Genomic DNA, 23,876 nt, shown 5'->3' with positions numbered 1-23,876 from the left:
ATAGCTGATATGCACACCTTAAAGGGAGTCTATTTCGCCTCGTACCAGTTACTTCCAAAGCTGACCTCTGCCTTAAGCGGCACAGATAACTTTAGGGCTCCACCCATTACTTCCGGCAAAAGCGTCTTCATAAGCTCCATTTCATCCTCTGGCACCTCGAATACAAGCTCATCGTGTACTTGAAGCAGCATACGGCTCTTAAGCCCACGATCAAATAACGCCTTGTCCATATGCACCATCGCCAGCTTGATTATATCCGCTGCTGTTCCCTGTATAGGTGTATTCATTGCTGTCCGCTCCGCAAAAGAGCGCAGATTAAAGTTCTTCGCATTAATCTCCGGCAGATAACGGCGACGTTCGAGCAATGTGGTCACATAACCATACTTTCGTGCCTCCACTACAATATCGTCCATATAGCGGCGCACACCCTGATAAACCTCAAAATACTGTTCAATAAATTGCGCGGCTTCCTTACGCGGAATATTCAGATTCTGCGAGAGACCGTAATCACTGATCCCGTAGACGATCCCAAAGTTAACGGCTTTTGCGGCACGGCGCATATTACTGTCCACCTGTTCTGCGGTCACACCGAACACATCCATCGCTGTCTTCGTGTGAATATCCATATCATGCAGAAAGGCTTCCTTCATCCGCTCATCGCCGGAAATATGTGCCAGCACACGCAGTTCGATCTGCGAATAGTCGGCTGCTAAGATGGACCAGCCCGGTTCGGACGGAACGAATACCTTGCGGATTTTGCGTCCTTCCTCTAGACGAATCGGGATATTTTGCAAGTTCGGGAATTGGCTGCTAAGCCGTCCTGTAGCGGCAATTGTCTGCCGATAGAATGTATGCACCTTCCCTGTGTTCGGGGAAATTTCTTTAAGCAGCCCCTCTACGTAGGTAGATTGCAGCTTTGCAATTGTGCGATATTGCAGAATCAAACGCACCACATCGTGGTATGGCGCCAGTTTCTCAAGCACTTCGGCATCCGTGGAATAACCCGTCTTCGTCTTCTTGACGACAGGCAGACCTAGCTTTACAAACAAGATTTCACCCAGCTGCTTTGGTGAGTTCAAATTAAACTCAGTGCCACAAATCTCGTATATTTCACTGACCAATTTGGAAATTTGCGCCTCGAATTCTTTTCCAAGCTCTTTAAGATCACCAGCATTGACTGCAATCCCCTGTTTCTCCATATCCGCCAAAATCCGTGACAAAGGCATTTCCAGATCCTCGAATAGCCCTGTCATTGCGGTCTCCACCAGCTCCTGCTGTTGCTTCTGTGCGATTCCAAGAACCGTTGCACTCTTTCGTGCAACGTGATTTCCTAAAACTTCAAGCTCAGGGATTTTGTATTTGGCACCTTTACCAAATACCTCTTCATCAGGAGAGAGCCGCGGCAAGCCGTATTTAGCAGTGAGATCATTTAGATTCTGATTAGCCTCCGTAGGATCAAGCAAATAAGCCGCCAGCTGCACATCATGGGCTGCACCTGCAAAAGCAATTCCCTGCCAGTGTAGAGCCAAATCAGCGCGGTGAAGATCATATCCACTTTTCGGAGCCTTTTCATCTCCTAGCCAATCACGCAGCTTCGCAGCGGCCGGTTTATGCAGTAATTCAAATGGCACATAGTAATGCCGCTCCAGAGAGGACAATCCTATTCCGATTACCTCGGCACGATGCGGATTATCTCCATACGATTCCACATGCAGCGCCGAAATACCAGCCAGGGCTTCACTGAGCTCCTTAAGTTCTTCTTCACTTACGATCGTAATATCAAGTGCCTCAGCTTCTACTTCAGCAGTACTCTCCTCACCCTCGGCAACAGGAGCGTAGGCACTAAGTGACAAACGTTCCAACAATGATTTAAATTCCAGCTTGGCAAGCGCTGGTCCGGCTGTATCCGCTGAAATTCCATTGAAGACCATGTCTTCCCACGAATGCTCAAGCGGTACTTCACGATAGATGGTCGCTAATTTTTTACTCATCACCGCATCTTCCGCATGGGTTTCCAGTTTCTCTTTCATTTTACCCTTTAGCTCACCGGTTCCAGCTAAGACACCTTCCACTGATCCAAATTGATGCAGCAGCTTCAAAGCTGTCTTCTCACCTACGCCGGGTACTCCCGGGATGTTATCACTAGCATCGCCCATCAGCCCTTTAAGATCAATGATCTGCTCAGGGGTTAGGTCATATTTCTCCCGGATTTGTTCCGGCCCATAAAGCTCAACTTCGGTGACCCCTTTGCGGATTAAGGCAACGGTCGTATGCTCAGAGGCCAGCTGCAACATATCCTTGTCTCCCGACACGATCATAACCTGCCGTCCCGCTTCATCCGCCTGGCGTGAAATGGTGCCAATAATATCATCAGCCTCATAATTGTCAATTTCAAACTGCGGTACACCTAAATTAGTCAGCAATTCCTTCAACAAAGGGAACTGCTCGGAGAGTTCCGGCGGTGTTTTTTGCCGGCCGCCCTTATAATCTTGATAACCTTCATGCCGAAAAGTAACTTTCCCTGCATCGAAAGCGACAATCATATGTGTCGGTTTATGTTCTTCGATTAAACGAAGCAGCATCGTTGTAAATCCGTACACCGCATTTGTCTGTTGCCCTGCTGTATTCGTCAGCGGGGGCATCGCAAAAAAAGCACGGTAAATAATATTGTTTCCATCTATAAGTATCAACTTGTCCATAGTGCACCTCGCCTTTTTCATGCTTACTCCTTACATCTTACCATATGCCCTGTACAAGTAGAAACGGCTTTACCAACCTAAACAGTGGGATAAGCTGATATGTTAAGGATATACAACAAGTAGCCGCCCTTTTAAAAGGGCGGCTACTTGTTTAACTAAAGATATAACAAAAGCTGTGTAAGTGCAAATTACTGATTCAAGTCCGGACGGCTGCCTGTGACCAGATAAACAACACTCTCACCAATGTTAGTCGCATGATCGGCAATCCGTTCAATATAACGGCCTACCAGCGTTAATAACATAGCTTGGGATACAGAATCCGGTTTTGCCACCATATAACTATATAGCTCATTGATCATCGAACCATATAATTGATCGACCTGATCATCATCTTGTGCCATTCTATAAGCCAGATCCGTGTTCTCATCCAGATAAGACTGGATAGCCTCATCAATCATGGTCGTCACAATTTCCGCCATACGTGGAATGTCTACAAGCGGCTTGATCAGCTGCTGTCCATGGATGCGCATAGTTGCTTTCGCAACATCAATAGCCAAGTCACCCATACGTTCCAAATCGCTAGATATTTTGAAAGCAACGATAATGCGGCGCAAATCTTTTGCTACAGGCTGCTGTGTAATAATTAGCCGTGAGCCAATTTCCATGATTTTATCTTCCATGGCATTCAGCTGCAAATCTGCTTTAATGATTTCCTGAGCGCGCACAGTATCAAGATTCTGTAAAGCAACAATTGCTCCACCAAGAGCATCTATTACATGTTCACCCATCTGCTGCAGCAGACTGCGCAGCTCTTCCAAATCTTTATCAAATTCTTTTCTGCGAATCATAGTAAGAGCGATCCTCCTCATTAATGTATGGTCAGCTTGCCATTTCCAAGGACGAGCGCCCTTGTAGCCCGTATCAGCCGAAACGTCCAGAAATATAATCTTCGGTGCGGGAATCCTTAGGAGTAGAGAACAACACCTCTGTATCCGCCGCCTCTACAATTACACCATTCAAGAAAAACACGGTTCGACCAGATACACGTGCCGCCTGATGCATGTTATGAGTAACCATAACGATTGTATACTTACTTCTTAATTCCTGTACAAGCTCCTCTATCTTGAGCGTAGACACAGGATCAAGTGCAGACGTTGCCTCATCCATGAGCAGAATATCCGGCTGTACTGCCAAAGCTCGGGCGATACACAGCCGTTGCTGCTGTCCGCCGGACAAGCTAAGGGCGGATTTTTTCAGAAAATCTTTAACTTCCTCCCACAGCGCGGAATGACGCAGACTTTGCTCTACAATCTCATCCAGTTCGCTCTTTGAACGAATGCCGTGCAGGCGAGGACCATAAGCTACATTGTCGTAAATCGACTTTGGAAAAGGATTGGGCTGTTGGAATACCATGCCCACCTGCTTACGCAGGCTTTCTACCTCTACCTCGTCACTATAAATATTTTTGCCGCCGATGTTTACAGTTCCTTCAATACGTGTACCAGGAATCATATCATTCATACGATTCAGCGTGCGCAACAGAGTGGATTTTCCGCAACCGGAAGGTCCAATAAAAGCAGTAACCTGTTTCTCCGGAATTTGCAGATTCACATTCTTCAGTGCGTGAAATGACTCATAGTAGAGATCAAGTTTCTCTATGTCAATGATGGATTTCATTAGTATTTACGTCTCCTTCTCATCATCTTCGTTCTCCATAATAAGCTTTTAATGTAAATACAGTTGGAGAGAAATGTTAACGCAATGTAAAATTGGTGAAGATGAATTAGTCCACGTGATAGTATTCCCTACAATTCGGCGTGTAATCTCACCTGAATCTTGTTTATGAACGGGATAAAGAAGAAAACTCCAGTCATGCTAAATGACCGGAGCTCTCTTTTTGTTAACAACTAATTTATAACCTACACCTCGAATGGAATCGATATGGACGGATTCTGGATCTAGCTCAAGCTTTTTACGAAGTGAACTTACGTGCACATCAACGGTGCGCTGTCCACCAATATAATCAAAGCCCCATACAGCGTTCATAAGATCATCTCTTGTCAGCACTACCCCTGGTTTACGAGCCAAATATAACAATACCTCGAACTCTTTAGGTCGCAGGTTAATGCTATGTCCACCTAAGGAAACTTCATACCGCTCAGGATAGATTTCCAGTTGTCCCAGAATGATCGTAGAAGCAGATATAGGTGTCTCTTGTGGAGCCTCCTCAGCAAGACCGGAAATCCGCCGCAATACAGCGCTCACTCTTGCAAGCAATTCGGATACCCCAAAAGGTTTGGTTATATAATCATCAGCACCGGATTTCAGCCCTCTAACCACATCTTCTTCAGCATTTTTAGCAGTCAATACGATAATAGGTGTGCGGATACCTTGTCCACGCAATTTATCAAGGATGTCAATGCCATTCATTCCTGGCAGCATCAGATCCAATACGATCAAGTCAAAAGGTTCCCTCGTCGCACGATCATATCCTGCCGTTCCATGATCCTCTACCGTCACCTCGTAACCTTCCTGCGTTAAGTTATAGGACAGCAGCCGGGCTAGTGTCGGTTCGTCTTCAATGACAAGCAATCGTTGAGCCATAGGTTCCCCCGTCTTCCATATAGTTTGATTTTTACAAAACAGCAACAAAACCATCATATCACCGTAATGTTAACTTAGTGTAAAATTGAAAAAGTGAATTTACAAAAATCTAATCGGTCTTTTCTTCCTGCAGTAAAGGCAATTCAATCACAAAGGAACTGCCGATTCCCAAATCACTTTCAACTGAAATCACTCCATGGTGCATATCTACCAAATGCTTCACAATAGACAGCCCCAATCCCGTTCCGCCGGAGCTTCTGGATCTTGCCTTATCCACCCGGTAAAAACGTTCAAAAATACGCGGCAGATCTTTTTTAGGAATCCCCATACCTGTATCGCTAACAGTAAATTGAACATTTTCGGAGCCGTCTGGTTTCAGTAGACTCTTAACGTAGACCTTTACGTTTCCGCCTTCATGTGTGTAATTAATCGCATTAGAGAACAGATTCATAAAGATTTGACGCAGCTTATCCTCATCCGCCTCAATGAATAGCTCCTCAGGAACCTCTACATTAAGACTAATGTTTTTCTTCTCAGCGACTTTACTGATGGTTCCCAGCACGGAATCAAAGAATTCAATGATATGAACCGGTGAGCAATCGAGCTGCACCCGTTTAGATTCGATTTTAGATAATTCCAGAATATCTCCAATCAAGCGATTTAAACGCTCGTTCTCATCATAAATAATTTGCAGGAAGGATCTCGCCGTCTTCTCATCTTTAACTCCGCCACCCAGTAAGGTCTCGGCAAACCCTTTGACCGCTGCAACCGGAGTCTTGAGTTCATGCGATACATTAGCTACAAATTCACTACGCATCCGCTCCAAACGGCGAATTTCCGTAACCTCTTGCAATAGGAAAAGCATACCTCTGTACGTACCATCCTGGATCATCGGAACCGCGTCCATCCGTACAATTCGCTCTCTTGGGTTATAAATACTTCGTTCTTCATGAATCGGCTCCCGGCTTAACACCCCTTCTTCAAGCAGACGGGTTAGCTCATAATGCCGTTTTAACTCTTTGTACGAATGACCCGCCATTTCACCGTTACTGACATCAAGCATTCGCTCTGAAGCTCGATTAAGCAGCGCAATCTCTTCTTCCGCATTGATCATTATGATGCCGCCCGTCATATTATCCAGCACGCTTTGCAGCAGATCCTCATTATCACGAATCGTCTTAAGCTGGTCTTGAAGACTGTCTGCCATCGCATTAATCGCTGTAGCCAGCTGTCCAACTTCATCTTTACGCTTCAAATGAACTCTGGCATCATAATCCAGATCGGTAATCCGCCGGGCGACTCTTGTGATTTGCTCCAGCGGGGAAGTCATGCTTGAAGCTACTTTATAGCTCACAATAGTTGCTGACAAGAACAAGATAATTAGACCTGCAGCCATGATCATCCAAGCATGCTTAAGACCTTGCGTTACAGCATCAAGTCCCATTGAGACCCGAATATAGCCGTCAAATCCCTGATCAGAAGTTACCTTTCCAGCCACATATAACATCTCATGCTTTAGAGTTTCGCTGTAACGGATTGCCCGTCCAGTTCCCTCTTTCGCAGCCCCTATCTCTTCTTCACGATTGGAGTGGTTGTCCATTTCCAAGGGGTTTTTCTCAGAATCGCCAATTACTTTACCCGACTTTGTAATAAACGTTATCCGAGAATCTAAAAGTTTAGAAATATGCTCCGCCTGTTCAGTGTAATACGGGATCGCATTCGAAGAATTCATATCAACAAATTCCAGTGTGCCTGAGAGCAAGCTTATTTCCCGGGACATATTCTCTTCCAGAGCAGTTATATGGGAGCTCTTAAACAGATGAGCCATCGTAAATCCAGTACCAATCATGGAAATACCGATTAAGGCCATAAGTATAAACGTAAGACGAGCGCGAAACGGTTTCATCTGAAATTTGCCTCTCCCTTTATCATTGTATCTTTTATCCTAACTTCATTTTCTTCAAAATACCAGTACGACTATGACCGTGACATAAGCCCCCCAGAGTAGATTATATAAAAATAACAGCCCGAGTTGATTAACTCTGGACTGTTACTTTGTATTACTTTTGTAAAAACACATGAGTTTATTCTGTACGGGTGGCAAGAAACCACTGATTACCCTGACGGTCTCTAACCCCTGCTCCTCTTTCTCCATAGGATTTATCCAGTGGTTCTTCAATAATAGAAGCCCCGGCATCCAGGCACTTGCGGTAGGTCTCATCAACATTTCTTACATAAAGATGAATGGCAAGCTGTACCGGTGAATACTTTTCATTCGCTTCGGAAATCTCAATGATGGAATCACCGATTCTGACCTCGGCATGCCTAATCCTTCCCTCATCATTTCGCAGCATATCAATAATTTTGGCATCAAAGCAGTGCACAACAAAATCTATCAATTGGTCTGCATCTTCCGCAATAAAATACGGCGTAACGTTAAGAAACCCATTTCTAATATAATGTGGTGCCATTCGTTGTCCTCCTTTAGACAGGTAAAAACGCCTTCGGCGTTCCTTAAAGATCATTTATAGTCTGGACATATAAATCCTTATAATTTGATTAAAACCCATGGAAAAGCCATTCAGAGAATCTGCCCTCCTCATGACTTATCCACCGGTTGTAACCCCATTTATTTAAACACTGGCTCCTTGAATTGAGTCAATTTAGCTGCAGAATCTTTTTCCACATCCGCATGCAGACTGTTGCCGTGAGCATCCATCGTCACAATCGCTGCAAAACCCTCCACATCGAGATGCCACATCGCCTCAGGAATACCAAATTCCATAAAATCAACAGCGTTGACCTTCTTAATGCACTCTGCATAATACTGGGCGGCTCCACCAATCGCATTGAGGTATACCCCGCCGTGCTCCTGTAACGCTTTTAACGTTTTTGGACCCATACCACCTTTTCCGATGACTGCACGGATTCCAAATTTTTTGATAATATCGCCTTGATAAGGCTCTTCACGAATGCTCGTAGTTGGGCCCGCAGCTTTTACATGCCAGCCTTCCTCATCTTTCATCATCACAGGACCACAATGATAAATCACAGCCCCTTCCAGATCTACCGGAGACTCATGATCCATTAAATATTTGTGCAAAGCATCACGGCCTGTATGCATTTCACCGGATAAAATAACCACGTCTCCAACACGCAGACTACGGATATCCTCTTCACTTATCGGCGTTGTAAGACGTACTTCCCGCGATTCAGAGGCTGGGCTGTTAGCTCCCTCAGCAATTACTGCTTCAGATTCATGTGCCCCTTCATCATCTACAGATATCCCTGTACCACTCTCATACAACCAATCCTCTATATTGCCTGTGGATGGATCAACCAGCACCCCTTGGCGGCGGAAGGCCCAACAGTTATAAGCAACGGATACGAAAAAGCTAGCTGGCAGACGATTCATTACGCCAACCTTACAGCCCAGCAGCGATACTTCACCACCAAAGCCCATCGTGCCAATTCCAAGCTTGTTAGCATTCTCCATAATATAGTCTTCCAGCTTACTAAGGTCTTCTATTGGATTAACATCCTCCACTTTGCGGAACAGCTGCTTCTTAGCCAGCTCGTAGCCAGTCGTACGGTCACCGCCGATACCCACGCCAATAAAACCGGCACTGCAGCCTTGTCCCTGCGCCTGATATACCGCGTGTAAAATACATTTACGGATTCCGTCCAGATCCCGGCCCGCTTTGCCGAGTCCTTCTAATTCTGCCGGGAGACTGTATTGAATATTTTTATTCTCGCAGCCTCCACCCTTCAGAATAAGTCTAACGTCTATTTTATCCTCTTCCCATTGTTCGAAATGAATGACTGGTGTGCCTGCACCCAAGTTATCTCCGCTATTCTCACCTGTTAATGAATCTACAGAATTGGGACGAAGTTTACCATTCTTGGTCGCTCGTACAATGGCATTATGAATATCTTTTTTCATCTCAATCTGATTGATTCCCACAGGGGTGTGAATGATAAATGTAGGCATTCCCGTATCCTGACAGATCGGAGACACTTGCTGCTCAGCCATTCCGATATTTTGCGCAATCGTGGTTAAAGCAAGACCGGACCGGGTAGCCCTGTCTTCCAGCGCGCGACCTTTTGCAACTGCCCGGCGTACATCTCCCGGCAAATTCGTGGAAGTTTCTACGATAAGGTTATAAATACTGTCTTCAAAATGCTGCATCTTCATTCAAGCTCCTCTCGGCAGTTCCAGGTTATCTAAAGTTTGATACAATTAGTATAATAATATCATACCTAGCACCGCATGAAAGGGGTTACTTTAAAATTGAGCTACCATTTTTCTGCCTATCTATATCGTCTTCAGTATATTCAGCGCTGGAGCTTGATGCGCAGCACCGCACCGGAGAACGTCGCTGAGCATTCTTTTCATGTTGCATTGCTCACACATATGCTCTGTTCCATCGGTAATGTTCATTTTGGACGTTCACTAAACGCAGAACGAGCAGCAACCCTAGCTCTGTTCCATGATGCCAGCGAAGTGTTCACAGGTGACATCGCCACGCCGGTAAAATACAACAATCCTCGCTTGCTCACCAGCTTCCGGGAAATGGAGAAAGTTGCGGCTGATCGCTTAACTGGAATGATTCCATCAGAGCTGAAAAGCATCTACACTCAGCTTATACGACCGGAAGACAGCCCTCCCGATTCGGAAGACATTCTGCTGCACAGCTATGTGAAAGCCGCTGATCGGCTGGATGCTTATTTGAAATGCGTATGGGAAGTTGCTGCAGGAAACCGAGAATTTGCCGCCGCGAAGGAGCAGACAGCAGCAAAACTTCGTGGGCTTGACCTGCAGGAAGTGGATTATTTTCTGACTCATATGGCACCGAGTTTCGAAATGTCTCTCGATGAGCTCTCTGCCGGAAACTAAACACCCTCTATACAATAAAAAATGGACCTCCGCATGAATCTCGCAGGGGTCCATTAGTGATTAATAATTGATAATACAAGCGTTACGTTGTTGATTCGGTCAGGATATCCCAGTCTTTAAAAATGGGCTGCAAACCCTTCGTATATAGCATTTTCGTAATCTCCTGCACACTACGGCTATCGGATATTTCGAATTGCGGAGTTCCCCCTGCATTAGTGTGACCGCCCACCTCAGTAGTGACCCCGGCTGACATCTTTGTTATTCCTAGATGAATTAAATGATCGCGTAGAGAGGCAGGCTCTCGTGTAGATAAAGTAATGCCCGAACGGGGTAAAAATAACCGGTATGCCAAAATAATCTGCACTAGCGATCGGTCGGTAACATCACACTCCGGGTTAAATTCCCCTAAGTAAGGCCGAAACCGTGGAGGTGACAGACTGATCTCGCAATCTGGATACCGATCCTGCAAATAGCGGGCATGCATGGCACTTTGGAATGCCTCTTGCCGCCAATCATACATCCCGAGCAACGTACCAATATTCACAGAACGAAAACCTGCCTGACAGCCGCGTTCAGGTGCATCCAGGCGATTCCGGTAGTTTCTTTTAGGCCCTTTAACATGCAGCTTTCTGTAAGTCTCCTGGTGGTACACCTCTTGGTATAGTGTTAATCCATCCACCCCTGCTTGAAGAAGCTCTTTATATTCTGCAGTTGATAGAGGATTTATCTCAATACTGACAGAGGAAAAAAATTCCCTGAGTACATCTACGCAATCCTTAATATATGAGACAGGATTCTCCCGGCGCGATTCACCAGTCAAAATGAGGATATGCCGCAGACCTGTAGCTGCAATCTTCTCAGCCTCCCTGCGAACCTCCTCCAAGGACAGCTTTTTGCGCGGAAAATCATAAATGGAGCTGAAGCTGCAGTAGGTACAATGATTCACACAAAAATCCGCAAGATACATCGGTGTGAACAGCTGCATCGAATAACCAAAATGTGCACGGGTCAGTCGCTGTGCAGCCAACGCCATCTCCTCTAGCAGCGGCGTTGCTGCCGGAGAGAGCAATGCCAGCAAATCATTTTCGTTCAGCTTGTCTTTTCCAAGCGCCCGCCTAACGTCATCCTCCCGGAACTCCTTCCACAGTTGCTCATAAGGATACTGCTCCAAGCGGGCCAGTGTGTCAAAAAAGTTCATGCTAATCCTCCCTCCTTTTCGTGACCTATCAAATTCAGTTCAAAAATCCAGTCAACGGTGACGAAGCAAAAGCAACTTCTTCTACAGGACCCAGTCCTGCCAAATAAGCTTTACGGCCAGCGGATATCGCCTCACGGAACGCTTCCGCCATGACGAGCGGATTACGTGCCGTTGCAATAGCCGTATTAAGCAGAACAGCAGCGGCCCCCATCTCCATTGCTTCCGCCGCTTCCGAGGGCTTGCCAATCCCGGCGTCTACAATAATCGGCAAATTCACTTCTTCAATAAGAATACGCACAAGCTCCTTGGTGCGCAGGCCGCGATTCGTTCCGATCGGCGCACCAAGCGGCATCACAGCAGCAGCACCGGCATCTCTCAGACGTAAAGCAGCCGAAAGGTCCGGACTCATATAAGGCAGTACTACAAAACCCTCCGCTGCTAAAATCTCTGTAGCTCGTATGGTCTCCAGATTATCTGGAAGCAGGTATTTCTGATCATTGATCACTTCGATCTTGACCCAGTTCCCCAGTCCCGCAGCTCTTGCTAATCTTGCAATACGGACTGCCTCTTCCGCTGTACGCGCTCCTGAGGTATTAGGCAGAAGAATCATGTGGCCGGGAATGTGGTTCATGATATTTTCTGCTCCACCTTGCGGGTCCACTCGGCGCAGCGCTACAGTAATCACCTGAGAACCAGAGCTTGCGATCACTTCGGGGATCAGCGTATTCCGGCTATATTTTCCGGTTCCGATAAATAATCTACTGGTTAATTCGATGCCGCCAATATGTAACGGGTCATGCATGAAATTACCTCCCTTTGGTTCGTATAAATTTCTCAAAATTCTATACCGCTCCATCTCAACCCCCACCAACAAAGTGCACCAGTTCCAAACGATCATCCTCGCTCAGAGCAGTACTTTCATAATTCTCCTTACTGACAATTTCTCCATTCAGCTCAATGATCATCAGACGACCCGACCACTCAGGAAGACTGATCAAATCAGCTATAGTTTGAATACCACCAGAACACTCTGCGGATTTCCCGTTAATCAACAGCTTCATTCTGAATCACCCCCTTCGCCCATGCTGTTACCTTCAGGCTATGAATGAACCGCCTTATGAATAGCTTTGGCGGCCTCATAAGGATCATCCGCTCCACAAATACCGGACATCACAGCAACTCCTGCCGCACCTTTCCTGATGATCTGCGCCGCATTAGCGGGGCTAATTCCGCCAATCGCAATTACAGGAATAGAGCTGGTCTTCACCGTTTCTGCAAGCAGCTCTAACCCACGTGCGGGCAGCCCTAACTTGCTATCCGAGGGAAATACATGACCAAACAAGCAATAATCAGCTCCCTGCTCTGAGGCATTCGCCGCTTCTTCCGGAGAATGAACCGATCTCCCCAGCCGAAGCTGAGGTGCAATTCGCCGGGCTGTAACCGGACTCAGACTGTGCCAAGCCAACTGAACCCCCGCGGCACCAGCTGCCAAGGCTACATCGGTCCGGTCGTTGATTATCAGTTTGGTAGCGGGCATACCGGCAGCCAACAGCTGCTGTGCCGCAGCGAGCAGTTCGCATGCAGGACATTGCTTATCTCTCAGGTGAATATAATCGACCCATGTCTGCACCGTGACAGCTAGTTCAACAAAATGTCTCAGCTGTAGCTTGCCGTCTGATATTAGATGGATCTCAGCTTGCAACATCACGATCTCCTCTCTCACTTCCCTGTAGGTCAGTAAAAAACAAAAAAACTGCCCCCGTAAGGAAGGCAGTCAGAATCTGTATATAGACGGTACTACAAATAGCCCGATAACAGAAATTCGTTCTCCACTTCCCTACGCTGGTCTTAACCAGATCAGGTTCAAAGGGTCCGGAAATCCATTCCGTCTCAGCCAATCGGCACCCCTAGTGACATAAATATACAATTTTAAAATGCTAACGTGGTTATAGTAACATATTTTTTTATTGAAATACACCCATTTATTCACATTAGCTGTTCTAATCTAACCGTTTACTACCTCGCCACCATTTACATGAATAACCTGTCCAGTCACATAACTGGAATCGTCAGAGGCCAGATATACATAGGCTGGTGCCAGCTCTTCTGGTTGTCCAGGCCGTTTCATAGGCTGTGTACCTCCAAACTCGCTAACCTGTTTTGCATCAAAGGTAGAGGGAATCAGCGGTGTCCAGATTGGACCTGGTGCAACACCGTTTACCCGTATGCCCTTCTCTGCCAGATTCGTGGACAAGGATCGTGTGAAGCTAAGAATAGCTCCTTTAGTTGATGAATAGTCCAGCAGCTGCGGGCTTCCGCGATAAGCGGTAATTGAAGTTGTATTTATAATTGTAGATCCTGCTTTTAAATGAGGCATAGCTGCTTTTGTTAAATAGAACATCGCAAATATATTCGTACGGAAAGTACGCTCAAGCTGCTCGGAAGTAATATCCTCGATCTTAGCTTGCGGATGTTGCTCTGCCGCGTTATTGATGAGAATATCAAGCTTTCCTAAGCCCTCCACCGTCTGTTTAATAAGATCCTTACAGAATTTCTCGTCACCGATATCACCTGGAATTAGGATACATTTGCGGCCTTCCTGCTCGACCTGACGTTTAGTTTCCTCTGCATCTGAGTGTTCATTAAGATATGAAATGACCACATCAGCGCCTTCTTTAGCAAAAAGCACAGCAACTGCACGCCCAATTCCGCTGTCTCCACCGGTAATTAACGCCGCCTTGTCTTGCAGTTTACCTGCTGCTTTATAATTTGCCGGCTCGTATTTGGGCAGCGGCGTCATTTCACTCTCAATCCCTGGCTGATGATGCTGCTCCTGTGGGGGTAAGGTTTTTGTAGCTTGTTTATTGTTGCCTGACATCTTCCCTATCTCCTCTCGTTAAGCAAATTGATAGTTAACTGATCGTCTTAGGATGGCACAACTATGCACGTTTATACGCTGGGTTTGTCATTTTCTTAAATCGCTTTACGAATCTTACTTACCACAATGAAAGTAGAAATAAACAACCGCGAGAGATACACTGCTGTAAGTGGAGAGGAATTCACTGCATACAAATAGACACAGCATCGCTGCTGTGCCTTGAATTGTTCACCCTGACTATTTTAGAGAAGAAACATGATTTTCTGCATTCACTTCATGTTCCAGCACCCACATAAAGTAAAGAGCTTTGGCCGCTTTCTCCCGGGTCACTATTGCTTTAGGTTCTAGTTCTGTCCCATTGACCATTTCGCCTCTGGTAATCCCCACTTCAGATCTAATGAGTCCTAATTCATATGCACTTTTCACTTTTGAAATTAAATAAGGAGAAATGTCCCCTGTATCAACAAGCTGCGTCCAGGATACAAGAGGATAGTACATCGCACCTCTAGCTCCTGGCTCCAGATTCGAATCATAGCCAGGAGCTCCTGGCACTACTGCTGTGCCGTTATAATCAGTCATGTACTTAGGTTTATTAGCAAACTTTATTTGGTAAACGTCATAGAGTATAGCACCCATCGTTTCACGTGACAGCTTACCTTTCGGATAATAGGCAAAATCTGATCTTTCCACTTTCATTAACTTAGAAATACTGCGTGTGAATTCAGCAACTGTCATCTCCGTATCCGGATTAAAATTCCCTTGACGGTCTTTGCCCATTACTCCCATCTGGATTAATTTCTCAATTTGATTACGGTAATATGCAGCTTCCCCGGTCGTCGTATCATTCGTTATTTCCGGAAAAATCTTACCCCAGTTCCCTGTTAGTGCCGCATGCTTAACGTTCCCTTTAAGGTAAGGAGTAATGGAGGCAGCAGTAGAATCGCCAGTAGCACCTTTCTCTACAAGCTCCGTAACAATCATCCGCGAAAATTGTTTGGAGAGCGCTTCTTTAAAATGAGTCCCATCGACTTTCTTTGAAGGATGCCCGTTAGCGTAACTTCCGTCATTTGTTTTGCCTGGCGTTTCTCCGGCTTCAATAGACATGAAGAGGGCTGTTATTGCTTCTACACCGATCTCGTTATAATATTTCAGACTTTCCGAGTTAAGGTCAATAAGTGTAACTCCAGATTCATCTGCGACCCGTTTAAGAATATCTACAAACTTTCTTGATTTAAAAGAATTTTCATAGATATATCCCGGACTTGCATTCCCTTTAATTCTGGACATTGGGGTTACCAGTACTGGTATCATGCCCCGGGCTTGAATCGCAGGGAGATAAACTTCTTTAAGATAATTTTCATACATTGCTTCTGTCGAACCTCTGCCGTAACGTCTGAACTCATCTGCGCTCTCATCATTGTGTCCGAATTGAATAAACACATAATCTCCAATGCTGCCATTCAGTAAAATGTCGTTCAGTCGTCCTTCTGTATAGGCATTTTTAAACGAGCGTCCTCCCATGGAATAGTTAGTTACACTCAATTTATGTTGATTAAACATACTGCCAATAATCTGGCCCCAACCACTCATTGGTGCTTCGTCGAAGGTGTAGGACTTGACCGTGGAATCTCCAAGTATAAATAAATTCGGAAGAGCACCAACTGCTCTATGCTGTGGCAAAATCGGTTCCAGTATGATCTCCTCAATCCCCACAGCTGTGTTCACTTTGTTCGGTTCGATCTCAATATCTATATGATCACGGCCGTTTACATACGTATAAGTCCACTCTTTCCCTTTGGCTACAGCCGTATGCTTGACAGGTACAAGCTTTGCAGCGTCCCAATGTCCACTTTTCAACAAGCGGCTGGTCTGCATTCCTGATACTGACACGATCCCATCCTCTGCGTCAGAAGTCGTTTTTACATATACGTTGTAGGTTCCAGGGGGAGCATCCATTCGAAACGCCATTCCGTAGTTGTTATAATTATCTTTCTCAGATTTAGGTTCAGCAAAAAAAAAAGGTTCTGTGATGAAAAAACCTGTTCCATCGGATGTAATTGAGTCGGTGTGCACTTCTCTGGCGGGTAAAGCGTTGGTCTCTTGAACAAAACCATAACCTAAAGATGAGTCATACAATTGTGCACCGCGATTAGGATCATACCTAACGGATTGATATCCTGTTTTAACTTGGTTTGTAAAATTAAACTTGTATACGCTTGCAATTTGGGTTGGAGGTTGCCTCTCTGCCCCATCTTTTAATAGGGATGCCTCTGTTTTACCGTGAGTAAGAGTCAATGAAGCCATAAGTAAAGAAGATAAGATTAGTATATTCCTACACAGCTTTCTCACTTCATTACACTTCCTTCCGTTTCTCGAAATACTTCCCTAGGTCCCTCCATTATCCCTGTTCTCTGAAGTGATTCAAATGATGATTTCATTCTTTTTTTTGACCTTTTGTAACGAAAACCATGGAATGATCAACGGCTCACACTGCAAAATGGTCATATGTATAGGTATCCTTGATATAATTAAGAATATCCCTATTGATCCTAAGGAGGAGAACTCCTATCGCTTACAAAGTCAGCTTTCCGAACATTATAAGTACACTGCAGCTGATCGGTGTTCATTATCGTGTAGCAGAACCTGGGTGGGCATACCCTGATCATCATCACAAAATCTTCGAACTATTGTATTGCTACGACGGCAACTCCCATCAATATGTAGAAGGAAGTTCCATTGCCTTTGGTAAAGGAGATTGGTTAATTATTCCGCCTGGCTTACGTCATTATGTAGTTAATTCTGGCCTAAGCAACTATATCTACTTCTCCTTTCATTTCGATATTGACGATTTAAAGTTTCGTGATTGGTTTCAGTCTCAAGCTGTACAGAAATGGAATAACCAGCAAATGCAGCATTCGGGATTAAATCACCAACTGGAACATTTGGATGAATTTATTAAGAACAATATTCTCGCCACGACGGCCTCCACTGGATTTCCCGAGGAAATTGAAGAAATGATTCTTGTAAAAGAAAGGCTTCGTTTGCAAGCGATCATCCTGATGATTTTGACTGAACTCATTGATGTACAGCTCTCGAATTCGGAGAATTCCAACACAGCGCGCAAAGCAAACTCTTTGTACGAGGTGGAAACTGCTCATCAGATCGAAAAATATATTGCAGCCAATATTCATTTGCCGGAGCTCACGGTTAATTTGATTGCTGAGCAGCTTTGCTTAAGTCGGGTGCAGTGCCATAAGTTGTTTACAAAGATATATAAGATATCTCCTAGGCAGTACATAACTAACCTAAGATTAAAGAAGTCAAAACATTTGCTGCTTCATACCGATTTAAAAATACAGAGGATTTCTGAACAACTCGGGTTTGCTTCCCAGAGCCACTTCAGCCGACAATTCAAACGATGGACGGGTGTTTCTCCGTTAAATTACCGGCCGAAATCTTATACGAATCCTATCAGGAAAGACTAATTTGGTCATAAAAAACTGCACTCCAATTGTAAGTTCTTGTCTAACAATTGGGGTGCAGTTCAGATAGTTTATTAGTTTGGAATTAATTTCACTTCAGTTGAAGCAGCTTCGCCTTAAGTTCTATAATCTTATTCACCAGTTCTCCAGAAAGCACTTTCTATTGATCTTCGGTTAGTTTCATATACCAATCACACGCTCAGTTTACTGCAGGTTCATTATCCAAAGTTAACTGCCCCACTGTCGAAAGCTTATTTATTTTGAAAGCGAATGTATCTACCTCTGTTGATCAGTTAAAATGGCTTGTCCCTGATAGTAACCCAACACCTTCTACGAGATCGGGCTTTTTCTCAAAAGAGGAGCCTTTACCTCCTTGGTTCACTGTTGCAGCTAAGATTTGACCTTGCCCAGTTACCTTTGTGACTGCATCCAAAATAAGTTTAGCCACAGAAGTCCCTTGTCCCAGTTGAATGAATGCGCCAGATTGTACGGTTACTGTTTTAATTTGAGTTGTTCCTTCAGCTACAAGACTTACTTTTCCGCCTTTTTTCTGAACAACAACTTCCCCCAAAATAGAATCTTTAAAATGAATTGAATTAGCGCCGCCACCCTTAACGATAACTTTTCCTTTTACAGTTACGTTTTCTAAGGAAACATCACCTTCACCAACGCCTTCATTTATACGCAAATCTCCGAGTACAAGGAAATTCTTAAGCGTAACCCCATATGTATTCACTGTAACGCCTTCATCAAAAGCCGGTGCAGTAGGGTCTTCGCCACCAAAAACCCCAGCCTCATTGATCTCCATTGCACCACCCAGCTTGGTAGTTAATGGCTCTATTATAGTTACCACCTCAGCACGGGTGATCGCTTGTAGTGGAGCAAAATTACCACTCGGGTAACCTTTCATAATTCCACTATTAATCATTGCCCCTACCTTACTCGCACTCCATGCTGCTATCTGATCGCGATCTTTGAACTTATTGAGTGCCGAGAGATCTGAAGCATCTTCTAATTTTAGAAGATCACTGATAATTACAGCAGCCTCCTGGCGGGTAAGCGGATCATTTGGGCGAACTTTATCTCCATATCCTTTTATGTAACCTGCTGAGGCAGCCTTGGCAAACTCTTCATAAATCCAACCCGTAGTAGGCACATCAGTAAATCTCACCGGCATACTCCCCCTAATATCGAAAGAGCGATTTATAAGTGTGACAAATTCAGCCCTCGTGATGCCTTGGTCAGGCTTTACTGATCCGTCTGCGAAACCCTTTAACCATCCCTTATCTAACCAGCTCTCGATCTGCTTCTGCGCCCAGTGGCTCTCATAGTCTTTGACCGAGTTGCCAGTAGCTGCGGATGCCAAGCTTAACAAACTGAATAGCAGACTGAATCCCAGATTTACACTCACAATCTTTCTTAAATACACATCCATTCAAACTCCCCGCAATCTCTCAGATAATAAAATAATTGTAAAATCCATCCAAACACATTTATATTACTCTATCACTACATAATTGAAAATATATAATTAGAGATTTTTTAAATAATTAGGTTTTATTAACATACGAAAAACCCGCTCTCCATTACGGAGGCGGGTATAATTCGCTATAGATTAAACTATATCGTTAAACACCATGAAGAATACCATTAGTAGCAATGACACCGTAAGCAGTGCACTAAGTGTGCGCAATTTGCCAGTCTCTGCGCTAACGTCGCGGTTCTCACGAATTCCAGCTGCTGCAAGACGCAAAGGCTTGCTCATAATACCGCCAAGTGCAAACATCGCTAGCAATAACACAACAACAATAATCATCCACGCTACTGAATAATCACCTTTGGTCATCATATAACCGCCTGTAAGGAGTTGGATCACCAATCCATACTGCGCAAAACGATTAAATCCGGTTACTGCACTTAACGTTCCTTCTTTAGCCCCAGACGACAGTTTCTCTGCACGTCCTAGGATGAAGGGTAGCACAAGGTAGAAGCCAAGTGCCAAGGTTCCGATCATATGTAAGAAAAACAACACGTTCCAATCCATAACATATCTCCTCCGATTTAACTGTGATAATAGTTACATTTAATTATACCCATTATTGCTTGAGAAGAAAAGGAAACCCCCATTTTAAGTGAACAAAATGGGGGTTTCTTCATACCTCTGTCACAATCTATACAGTTAGCACAGCTGTTACGCTACGCACGGATTCAGCAGACTTATCTAAAGCCGCTTTTTCCTCAGCTGTAAGCTCGAGTTCAAAAATTTTCTCAATACCATTGGCACCAAGTAACGCCGGAACACCCATGAACAGGTTATCGTAGCCATATTCTCCTTCGAGCAAAGCGATAACCGGAATGATCCGTTTTTTGTCCTTCAAGATAGCTTCCGCCATCTGAACTAAAGAAGCCGCTGGTGCATAATAAGCACTACCATTTCCTAAGAGGTTAACAATCTCTCCGCCACCTACACGTGTACGTTGCACAATCTCATCAATACGCTCTGCAGATATCAATGTATCAATTGGAATGCCGCCGACACTGGAATACCTTACGAGCGGTACCATATCATCGCCGTGTCCGCCTAATACGAAACCACGTACATCTTCAACAGATACCTTCAGCTCTTGTGCAATAAACGTGTTATAACGGGCTGTATCCAGCACTCCGGATTGTCCAATTACGCGACTCTTCGGAAAACCCAGCGCATTAAATGCCGCATAGGTCATAGCGTCAACTGGATTACTCAGAATGATTACGATGGAATCTGGTGCTACGCGTTTTATGTTCTCGCATACCGACTTCACAATACCTGCATTGGTGTTCACGAGATCATCGCGACTCATTCCAGGTTTACGGGCAATCCCTGCAGTGATGATTACAATATCTGAATCCGCAGCATCTTCATAGCTTGAGGTTCCTGTAATTTGACTGTCAAATTTCTGTACAGGACCTGCTTCCAGCATATCTAGTGCCTTCCCCTTGGTTGTGTTCTCCATTTGTGGGATATCAAGCAGCACAACGTCACCAAGCTCCTTTTGAGCAAGCATAAGAGCTGTAGTAGCCCCAGTAAAACCGGCACCTACAACTGTAATTTTATAACGTTTGATTGCCAAGGATTCTCCTCCTAGAACGGTGTCGGTATAGCTTGTATTAGCTAAACTTCAATATATTCAGTTGGTTGAGCCAGCCTATCTTAGAGGTGATTAATAATCTCGTCGGCAAATGCAGAGCATTTCAGTTCAGTTGCGCCTTCCATCAGGCGGGCAAAGTCATAAGTCACGGTTTTGTTATTAATAGCTGTTTCCATACCTTTATAAATCAGATCTGCTGCTTCCTGCCAACCCAGATGCTCCAGCAACATTACGCCGGACAGAATCACGGAACCAGGGTTCACAACATCTTTGTCTGCATATTTAGGTGCGGTGCCATGAGTGGCTTCAAAAATCGCATGTCCAGAAATATAGTTAATGTTCGCTCCAGGAGCGATACCGATACCGCCGATTTGCGCAGCAAGCGCGTCAGACAGGTAATCCCCGTTCAGGTTCAAGGTAGCAATAACATCAAAATCAGTCGGACGAGTCAGAACTTGTTGCAATGCGATATCCGCAATGGCATCCTTGATGATAATTTTGCCCGCAGCTTCAGCATCCTTCTGAGCAGCATTGGCAGCAGCTTCACCTTCACGTTCTTTAATCACATCGTATTGATTCCAAGTGAAGACCTTATCTCCGAACTCTTGCTCAGCAACTTCATAACCCCAGTTTTTGAAGGCACCTTCAGTGAACTTCATGATGTTTCCTTTGTGCACAAGCGTTACGCTCTTGCGTCCGTGTTTGATCGCATATTCAATAGCAGCGCGTACTAAACGTTTCGAACCTTCGGAGGATACTGGTTTGATACCAATACCAGAAGTTTCAGGGAAACGGATTTTGTTAACTCCCATCTCTTTTTGCAGGAATTCGATGACTTTCTTCACTTCAGCAGAACCTTCTTGATATTCAATCCCTGCATAAATATCCTCTGTATTCTCACGGAAAATAACCATATCCACCAGCTCAGGACGTTTAACAGGAGAAGGAACCCCTTCGAAATAACGAACTGGACGCAGACATACGTACAAATCCAACTCTTGACGCAAAGCTACGTTCAATGAACGAATACCGCCTCCGATTGGAGTCGTAAGTGGACCTTTAATAGCTACAAAATATTCACGGATTGCCTCCAAAGTATCATTTGGCAGCCATTCGCCATATGTATTGAAGGCTTTTTCGCCAGCAAAAACTTCGTACCAAGCGATTTGCTTTGTGCCGCCATAAGCTTTAGTTACTGCTGCATCAAGTACACGTTTGGAAGCCTTCCAAATATCACGGCCTGTGCCGTCACCCTCGATAAAAGGAATGATTGGATGATTAGGAACCTGCAGTTTACCATCTTTAATTGTGATTTGTTCGCCTTCTGTTGGCAGATCGAATTTTTCTAGTTTCAACATTTGAGTGTATTCCTCCTAAAGTTTTGTGGGATTTAATTTCTCATGGACAAGCCTCGAACAAAACTCTCTACGTATGAATATGCATTATTGCATATATTCTAGGGTTCATTCTACTAAACTTTAGGAGCAGCCCGCAAGGCTGCCCTTCTATCTTTCGTCTACTGGAACGTATTTCTGTTCAATCATACCTGTGTATTCTGCACGTGGCCGGATAATACGGTTATCTGTATATTGCTCCAGAATATGTGCAGTCCAGCCTGAAGTCCGGCTAATTGCAAAGATAGGAGTGAACAGCTCACGTTCAATACCCAGCTGTGTATAAACTGATGCCGAATAGAAATCAACATTCGGTTTAAGTCCCTTTTGTCCGGTAATCAATTCCTCGATATTTACGGACATATCATACAGCGTAGTATCATTTTTCATTGTGCCAAGTTCAAGTGACATTTTCATCAGGTGTTTAGCACGTGGATCACCATTTTTGTATACTCTATGGCCGAAGCCCATGATCTTCTCGCGGTTATCCAGCTTCTTACGAATATAAGGTTCAACCGCTTCCAAACTTCCGATCTCTTCAAGCATCTTCATAACGGCTTCATTCGCCCCACCGTGAAGTGGACCCTTTAGTGCGCCGATAGCGGAGGTCACGCCGGAATAAATATCGGACAAGGTTGCAACCGTAACTCTGCCTGCAAAAGTTGAAGCATTCAGCTCATGGTCCGCATGAAGCACAAGTGCGGTATCAAGCGCTTTAACAGATACACTGTCAGGCTCTTTTCCCCATAACATATACAGGAAGTTCTCGGCAATCGAGACGCCTTCTTTAGGAGCCACAGGTTCCAGACCTTTGCGAATACGCGATAGGGCCGCCACAACCGTCGGGAGCTGTGCCTGTAGTTTTACTGCTTTAATCTCGTTAGCTTCTCTACTCATATCGTCAGCCGCTTCATCATAGAGAGCAAGGCTTGATACAGCAGTCCGCAATGCTGCCATGGTGTTGGTGTCTTTTGGATAGAGCTTCATTTGCTCGATGACTGGCTCAGGAATCCGTGCGAAAGCACTGAAATCCCGTTTGAGCGCTTCCAGCTCTGGTGTTGTTGGTAGACTGCCAAACCACAATAAATAAGCTGTTTCTTCGAAGGTAGCATTTTCTGCGAGATCATCAATATCATAACCACGGTAAGTGAGTACCCCATCCACAATAGAGCTAATGGATGAAGTTGTTGCAACGATACCTTCCAAGCCTTTGGTAGCTGTCATAGCATATCTCTCCTTTGCCAACAAGGTATAAAAAGCATTCTCGGTTTCATGTAAACATTTACAATTTAAAGCATTGAAAAATCTAAGGAGTGCAGTTCAAGGACATATCCGGCGAGGATGTTGTCTGACTTTCGTAATCGAATCTTTATTCATCATACTGGATTTTGTCGGTTATGTGAACAATGTGGAAGCTTTGCAGCGCATCAAATGATTTTATCACAGAGATAGAAAAAAACTTCTAAACCCTTGATTCACAGTTGAGATTTTAGTTTATAGCATCCGGTTCAGCCCAATATTTATCCTGTTTCCTAGTCTTTAAATAGGTTCTATGAATATATATGAAGACGAGCTTTTATTCCCCTGCATCCG

At 44.7% G+C, this 23,876-nt stretch carries 20 protein-coding genes and 1 riboswitch; of the genes, 2 read left to right on the top strand and 18 right to left on the bottom strand.

The annotated features are described in order from the left end of the window. Nucleotides 1-29 precede the first annotated feature (29 nt). The 7 genes from polA to MHI51_RS09915 form a co-directional block, all read right to left on the bottom strand. The gene (gene polA / locus MHI51_RS09945) at nucleotides 30-2,699 is read right to left on the bottom strand and encodes a DNA polymerase I (RefSeq protein ID WP_341001909.1); all 2,670 of its coding nucleotides are present in this window, start codon (nucleotides 2,697-2,699) and stop codon (nucleotides 30-32) included. A gap of 188 nt (nucleotides 2,700-2,887) precedes the next feature. Continuing rightward, complete coding sequence (gene phoU, locus MHI51_RS09940) at nucleotides 2,888-3,547, bottom strand: phosphate signaling complex protein PhoU (protein ID WP_036678957.1); 660 nt, start codon at nucleotides 3,545-3,547, stop codon at nucleotides 2,888-2,890. A gap of 73 nt (nucleotides 3,548-3,620) precedes the next feature. Next, nucleotides 3,621-4,376 (bottom strand): phosphate ABC transporter ATP-binding protein PstB, encoded by a 756-nt coding sequence (gene pstB / locus MHI51_RS09935; protein ID WP_036678954.1) that lies wholly within the window; start codon nucleotides 4,374-4,376, stop codon nucleotides 3,621-3,623. A gap of 198 nt (nucleotides 4,377-4,574) precedes the next feature. Then, nucleotides 4,575-5,303, bottom strand: coding sequence for a response regulator transcription factor (locus MHI51_RS09930; RefSeq protein ID WP_036678951.1), 729 nt, complete (start codon nucleotides 5,301-5,303; stop codon nucleotides 4,575-4,577). A gap of 109 nt (nucleotides 5,304-5,412) precedes the next feature. Then, nucleotides 5,413-7,209, bottom strand: coding sequence for a two-component system histidine kinase PnpS (gene pnpS / locus MHI51_RS09925; protein ID WP_076124920.1), 1,797 nt, complete (start codon nucleotides 7,207-7,209; stop codon nucleotides 5,413-5,415). 178 nt (nucleotides 7,210-7,387) lie between these two features. Next, nucleotides 7,388-7,774: a VOC family protein gene (locus MHI51_RS09920; protein WP_076124919.1), complete on the bottom strand. Its 387-nt coding sequence runs from the start codon at nucleotides 7,772-7,774 to the stop codon at nucleotides 7,388-7,390. 158 nt (nucleotides 7,775-7,932) lie between these two features. Beyond that, nucleotides 7,933-9,492, bottom strand: coding sequence for a fumarate hydratase (locus MHI51_RS09915; protein WP_076125145.1), 1,560 nt, complete (start codon nucleotides 9,490-9,492; stop codon nucleotides 7,933-7,935). A gap of 102 nt (nucleotides 9,493-9,594) precedes the next feature. Here MHI51_RS09915 and yfbR point away from each other — a divergent pair, with 102 nt between their 5' ends. Continuing rightward, entirely contained in the window at nucleotides 9,595-10,200 is a 606-nt protein-coding gene (gene yfbR / locus MHI51_RS09910; RefSeq protein WP_139330047.1) for a 5'-deoxynucleotidase, read from the top strand. 82 nt (nucleotides 10,201-10,282) lie between these two features. Here the strand turns inward: yfbR and thiH are convergent, their stop codons facing one another. The 6 genes from thiH to MHI51_RS09880 all read right to left on the bottom strand — a co-directional run bounded on the left by thiH (nucleotide 10,283) and on the right by MHI51_RS09880 (nucleotide 16,625). Next, nucleotides 10,283-11,398: a 2-iminoacetate synthase ThiH gene (gene thiH / locus MHI51_RS09905; RefSeq protein WP_405173828.1), complete on the bottom strand. Its 1,116-nt coding sequence runs from the start codon at nucleotides 11,396-11,398 to the stop codon at nucleotides 10,283-10,285. Between the two features lie 34 nt (nucleotides 11,399-11,432). Then, nucleotides 11,433-12,200, bottom strand: a complete 768-nt coding sequence (locus MHI51_RS09900) for a thiazole synthase (protein ID WP_405173827.1) — start codon at nucleotides 12,198-12,200, stop codon at nucleotides 11,433-11,435. 55 nt (nucleotides 12,201-12,255) lie between these two features. Continuing rightward, on the bottom strand, nucleotides 12,256-12,459 hold the full coding sequence (gene thiS, locus MHI51_RS09895; RefSeq protein WP_038569682.1) for a sulfur carrier protein ThiS: 204 nt from the start codon (nucleotides 12,457-12,459) through the stop codon (nucleotides 12,256-12,258). A 38-nt stretch (nucleotides 12,460-12,497) separates the two neighbouring features. Next, the gene (locus MHI51_RS09890) at nucleotides 12,498-13,103 is read right to left on the bottom strand and encodes a thiamine phosphate synthase (protein WP_081398307.1); all 606 of its coding nucleotides are present in this window, start codon (nucleotides 13,101-13,103) and stop codon (nucleotides 12,498-12,500) included. A gap of 112 nt (nucleotides 13,104-13,215) precedes the next feature. Then, a riboswitch (TPP riboswitch) is annotated at nucleotides 13,216-13,317 on the bottom strand. An 86-nt stretch (nucleotides 13,318-13,403) separates the two neighbouring features. After that, entirely contained in the window at nucleotides 13,404-14,276 is an 873-nt protein-coding gene (locus MHI51_RS09885) for an SDR family oxidoreductase (protein ID WP_038569678.1), read from the bottom strand. 237 nt (nucleotides 14,277-14,513) lie between these two features. After that, nucleotides 14,514-16,625: a GDSL-type esterase/lipase family protein gene (locus MHI51_RS09880; RefSeq protein WP_405173826.1), complete on the bottom strand. Its 2,112-nt coding sequence runs from the start codon at nucleotides 16,623-16,625 to the stop codon at nucleotides 14,514-14,516. Between the two features lie 194 nt (nucleotides 16,626-16,819). Here MHI51_RS09880 and MHI51_RS09875 point away from each other — a divergent pair, with 194 nt between their 5' ends. Beyond that, nucleotides 16,820-17,761: a helix-turn-helix domain-containing protein gene (locus MHI51_RS09875; protein ID WP_405173825.1), complete on the top strand. Its 942-nt coding sequence runs from the start codon at nucleotides 16,820-16,822 to the stop codon at nucleotides 17,759-17,761. A gap of 286 nt (nucleotides 17,762-18,047) precedes the next feature. Here MHI51_RS09875 and MHI51_RS09870 read toward each other — a convergent pair whose 3' ends face one another. The 5 genes from MHI51_RS09870 to citZ all read right to left on the bottom strand — a co-directional run bounded on the left by MHI51_RS09870 (nucleotide 18,048) and on the right by citZ (nucleotide 23,507). Continuing rightward, nucleotides 18,048-19,187, bottom strand: a complete 1,140-nt coding sequence (locus tag MHI51_RS09870; RefSeq protein WP_405173824.1) for an S-layer homology domain-containing protein — start codon at nucleotides 19,185-19,187, stop codon at nucleotides 18,048-18,050. Between the two features lie 186 nt (nucleotides 19,188-19,373). After that, the gene (locus MHI51_RS09865) at nucleotides 19,374-19,802 is read right to left on the bottom strand and encodes a hypothetical protein (RefSeq protein WP_036678923.1); all 429 of its coding nucleotides are present in this window, start codon (nucleotides 19,800-19,802) and stop codon (nucleotides 19,374-19,376) included. Nucleotides 19,803-19,929: 127 nt separating this feature from the next. Then, a complete protein-coding gene (gene mdh / locus MHI51_RS09860; RefSeq protein ID WP_076100099.1) occupies nucleotides 19,930-20,871 on the bottom strand; it encodes a malate dehydrogenase in 942 nt (313 codons plus the stop codon). A gap of 80 nt (nucleotides 20,872-20,951) precedes the next feature. Next, entirely contained in the window at nucleotides 20,952-22,247 is a 1,296-nt protein-coding gene (gene icd / locus MHI51_RS09855) for an NADP-dependent isocitrate dehydrogenase (protein WP_036678918.1), read from the bottom strand. A gap of 147 nt (nucleotides 22,248-22,394) precedes the next feature. Next, nucleotides 22,395-23,507, bottom strand: coding sequence for a citrate synthase (gene citZ / locus MHI51_RS09850; RefSeq protein WP_036678915.1), 1,113 nt, complete (start codon nucleotides 23,505-23,507; stop codon nucleotides 22,395-22,397). Nucleotides 23,508-23,876: the final 369 nt, after the last annotated feature.

Origin of the sequence: Paenibacillus sp. FSL H8-0260, assembly GCF_045040625.1 — a bacterium.
GTDB lineage: Bacteria > Bacillota > Bacilli > Paenibacillales > Paenibacillaceae > Paenibacillus_AQ > Paenibacillus_AQ odorifer.
This window is presented reverse-complemented; position numbering and strand designations above follow the sequence as displayed.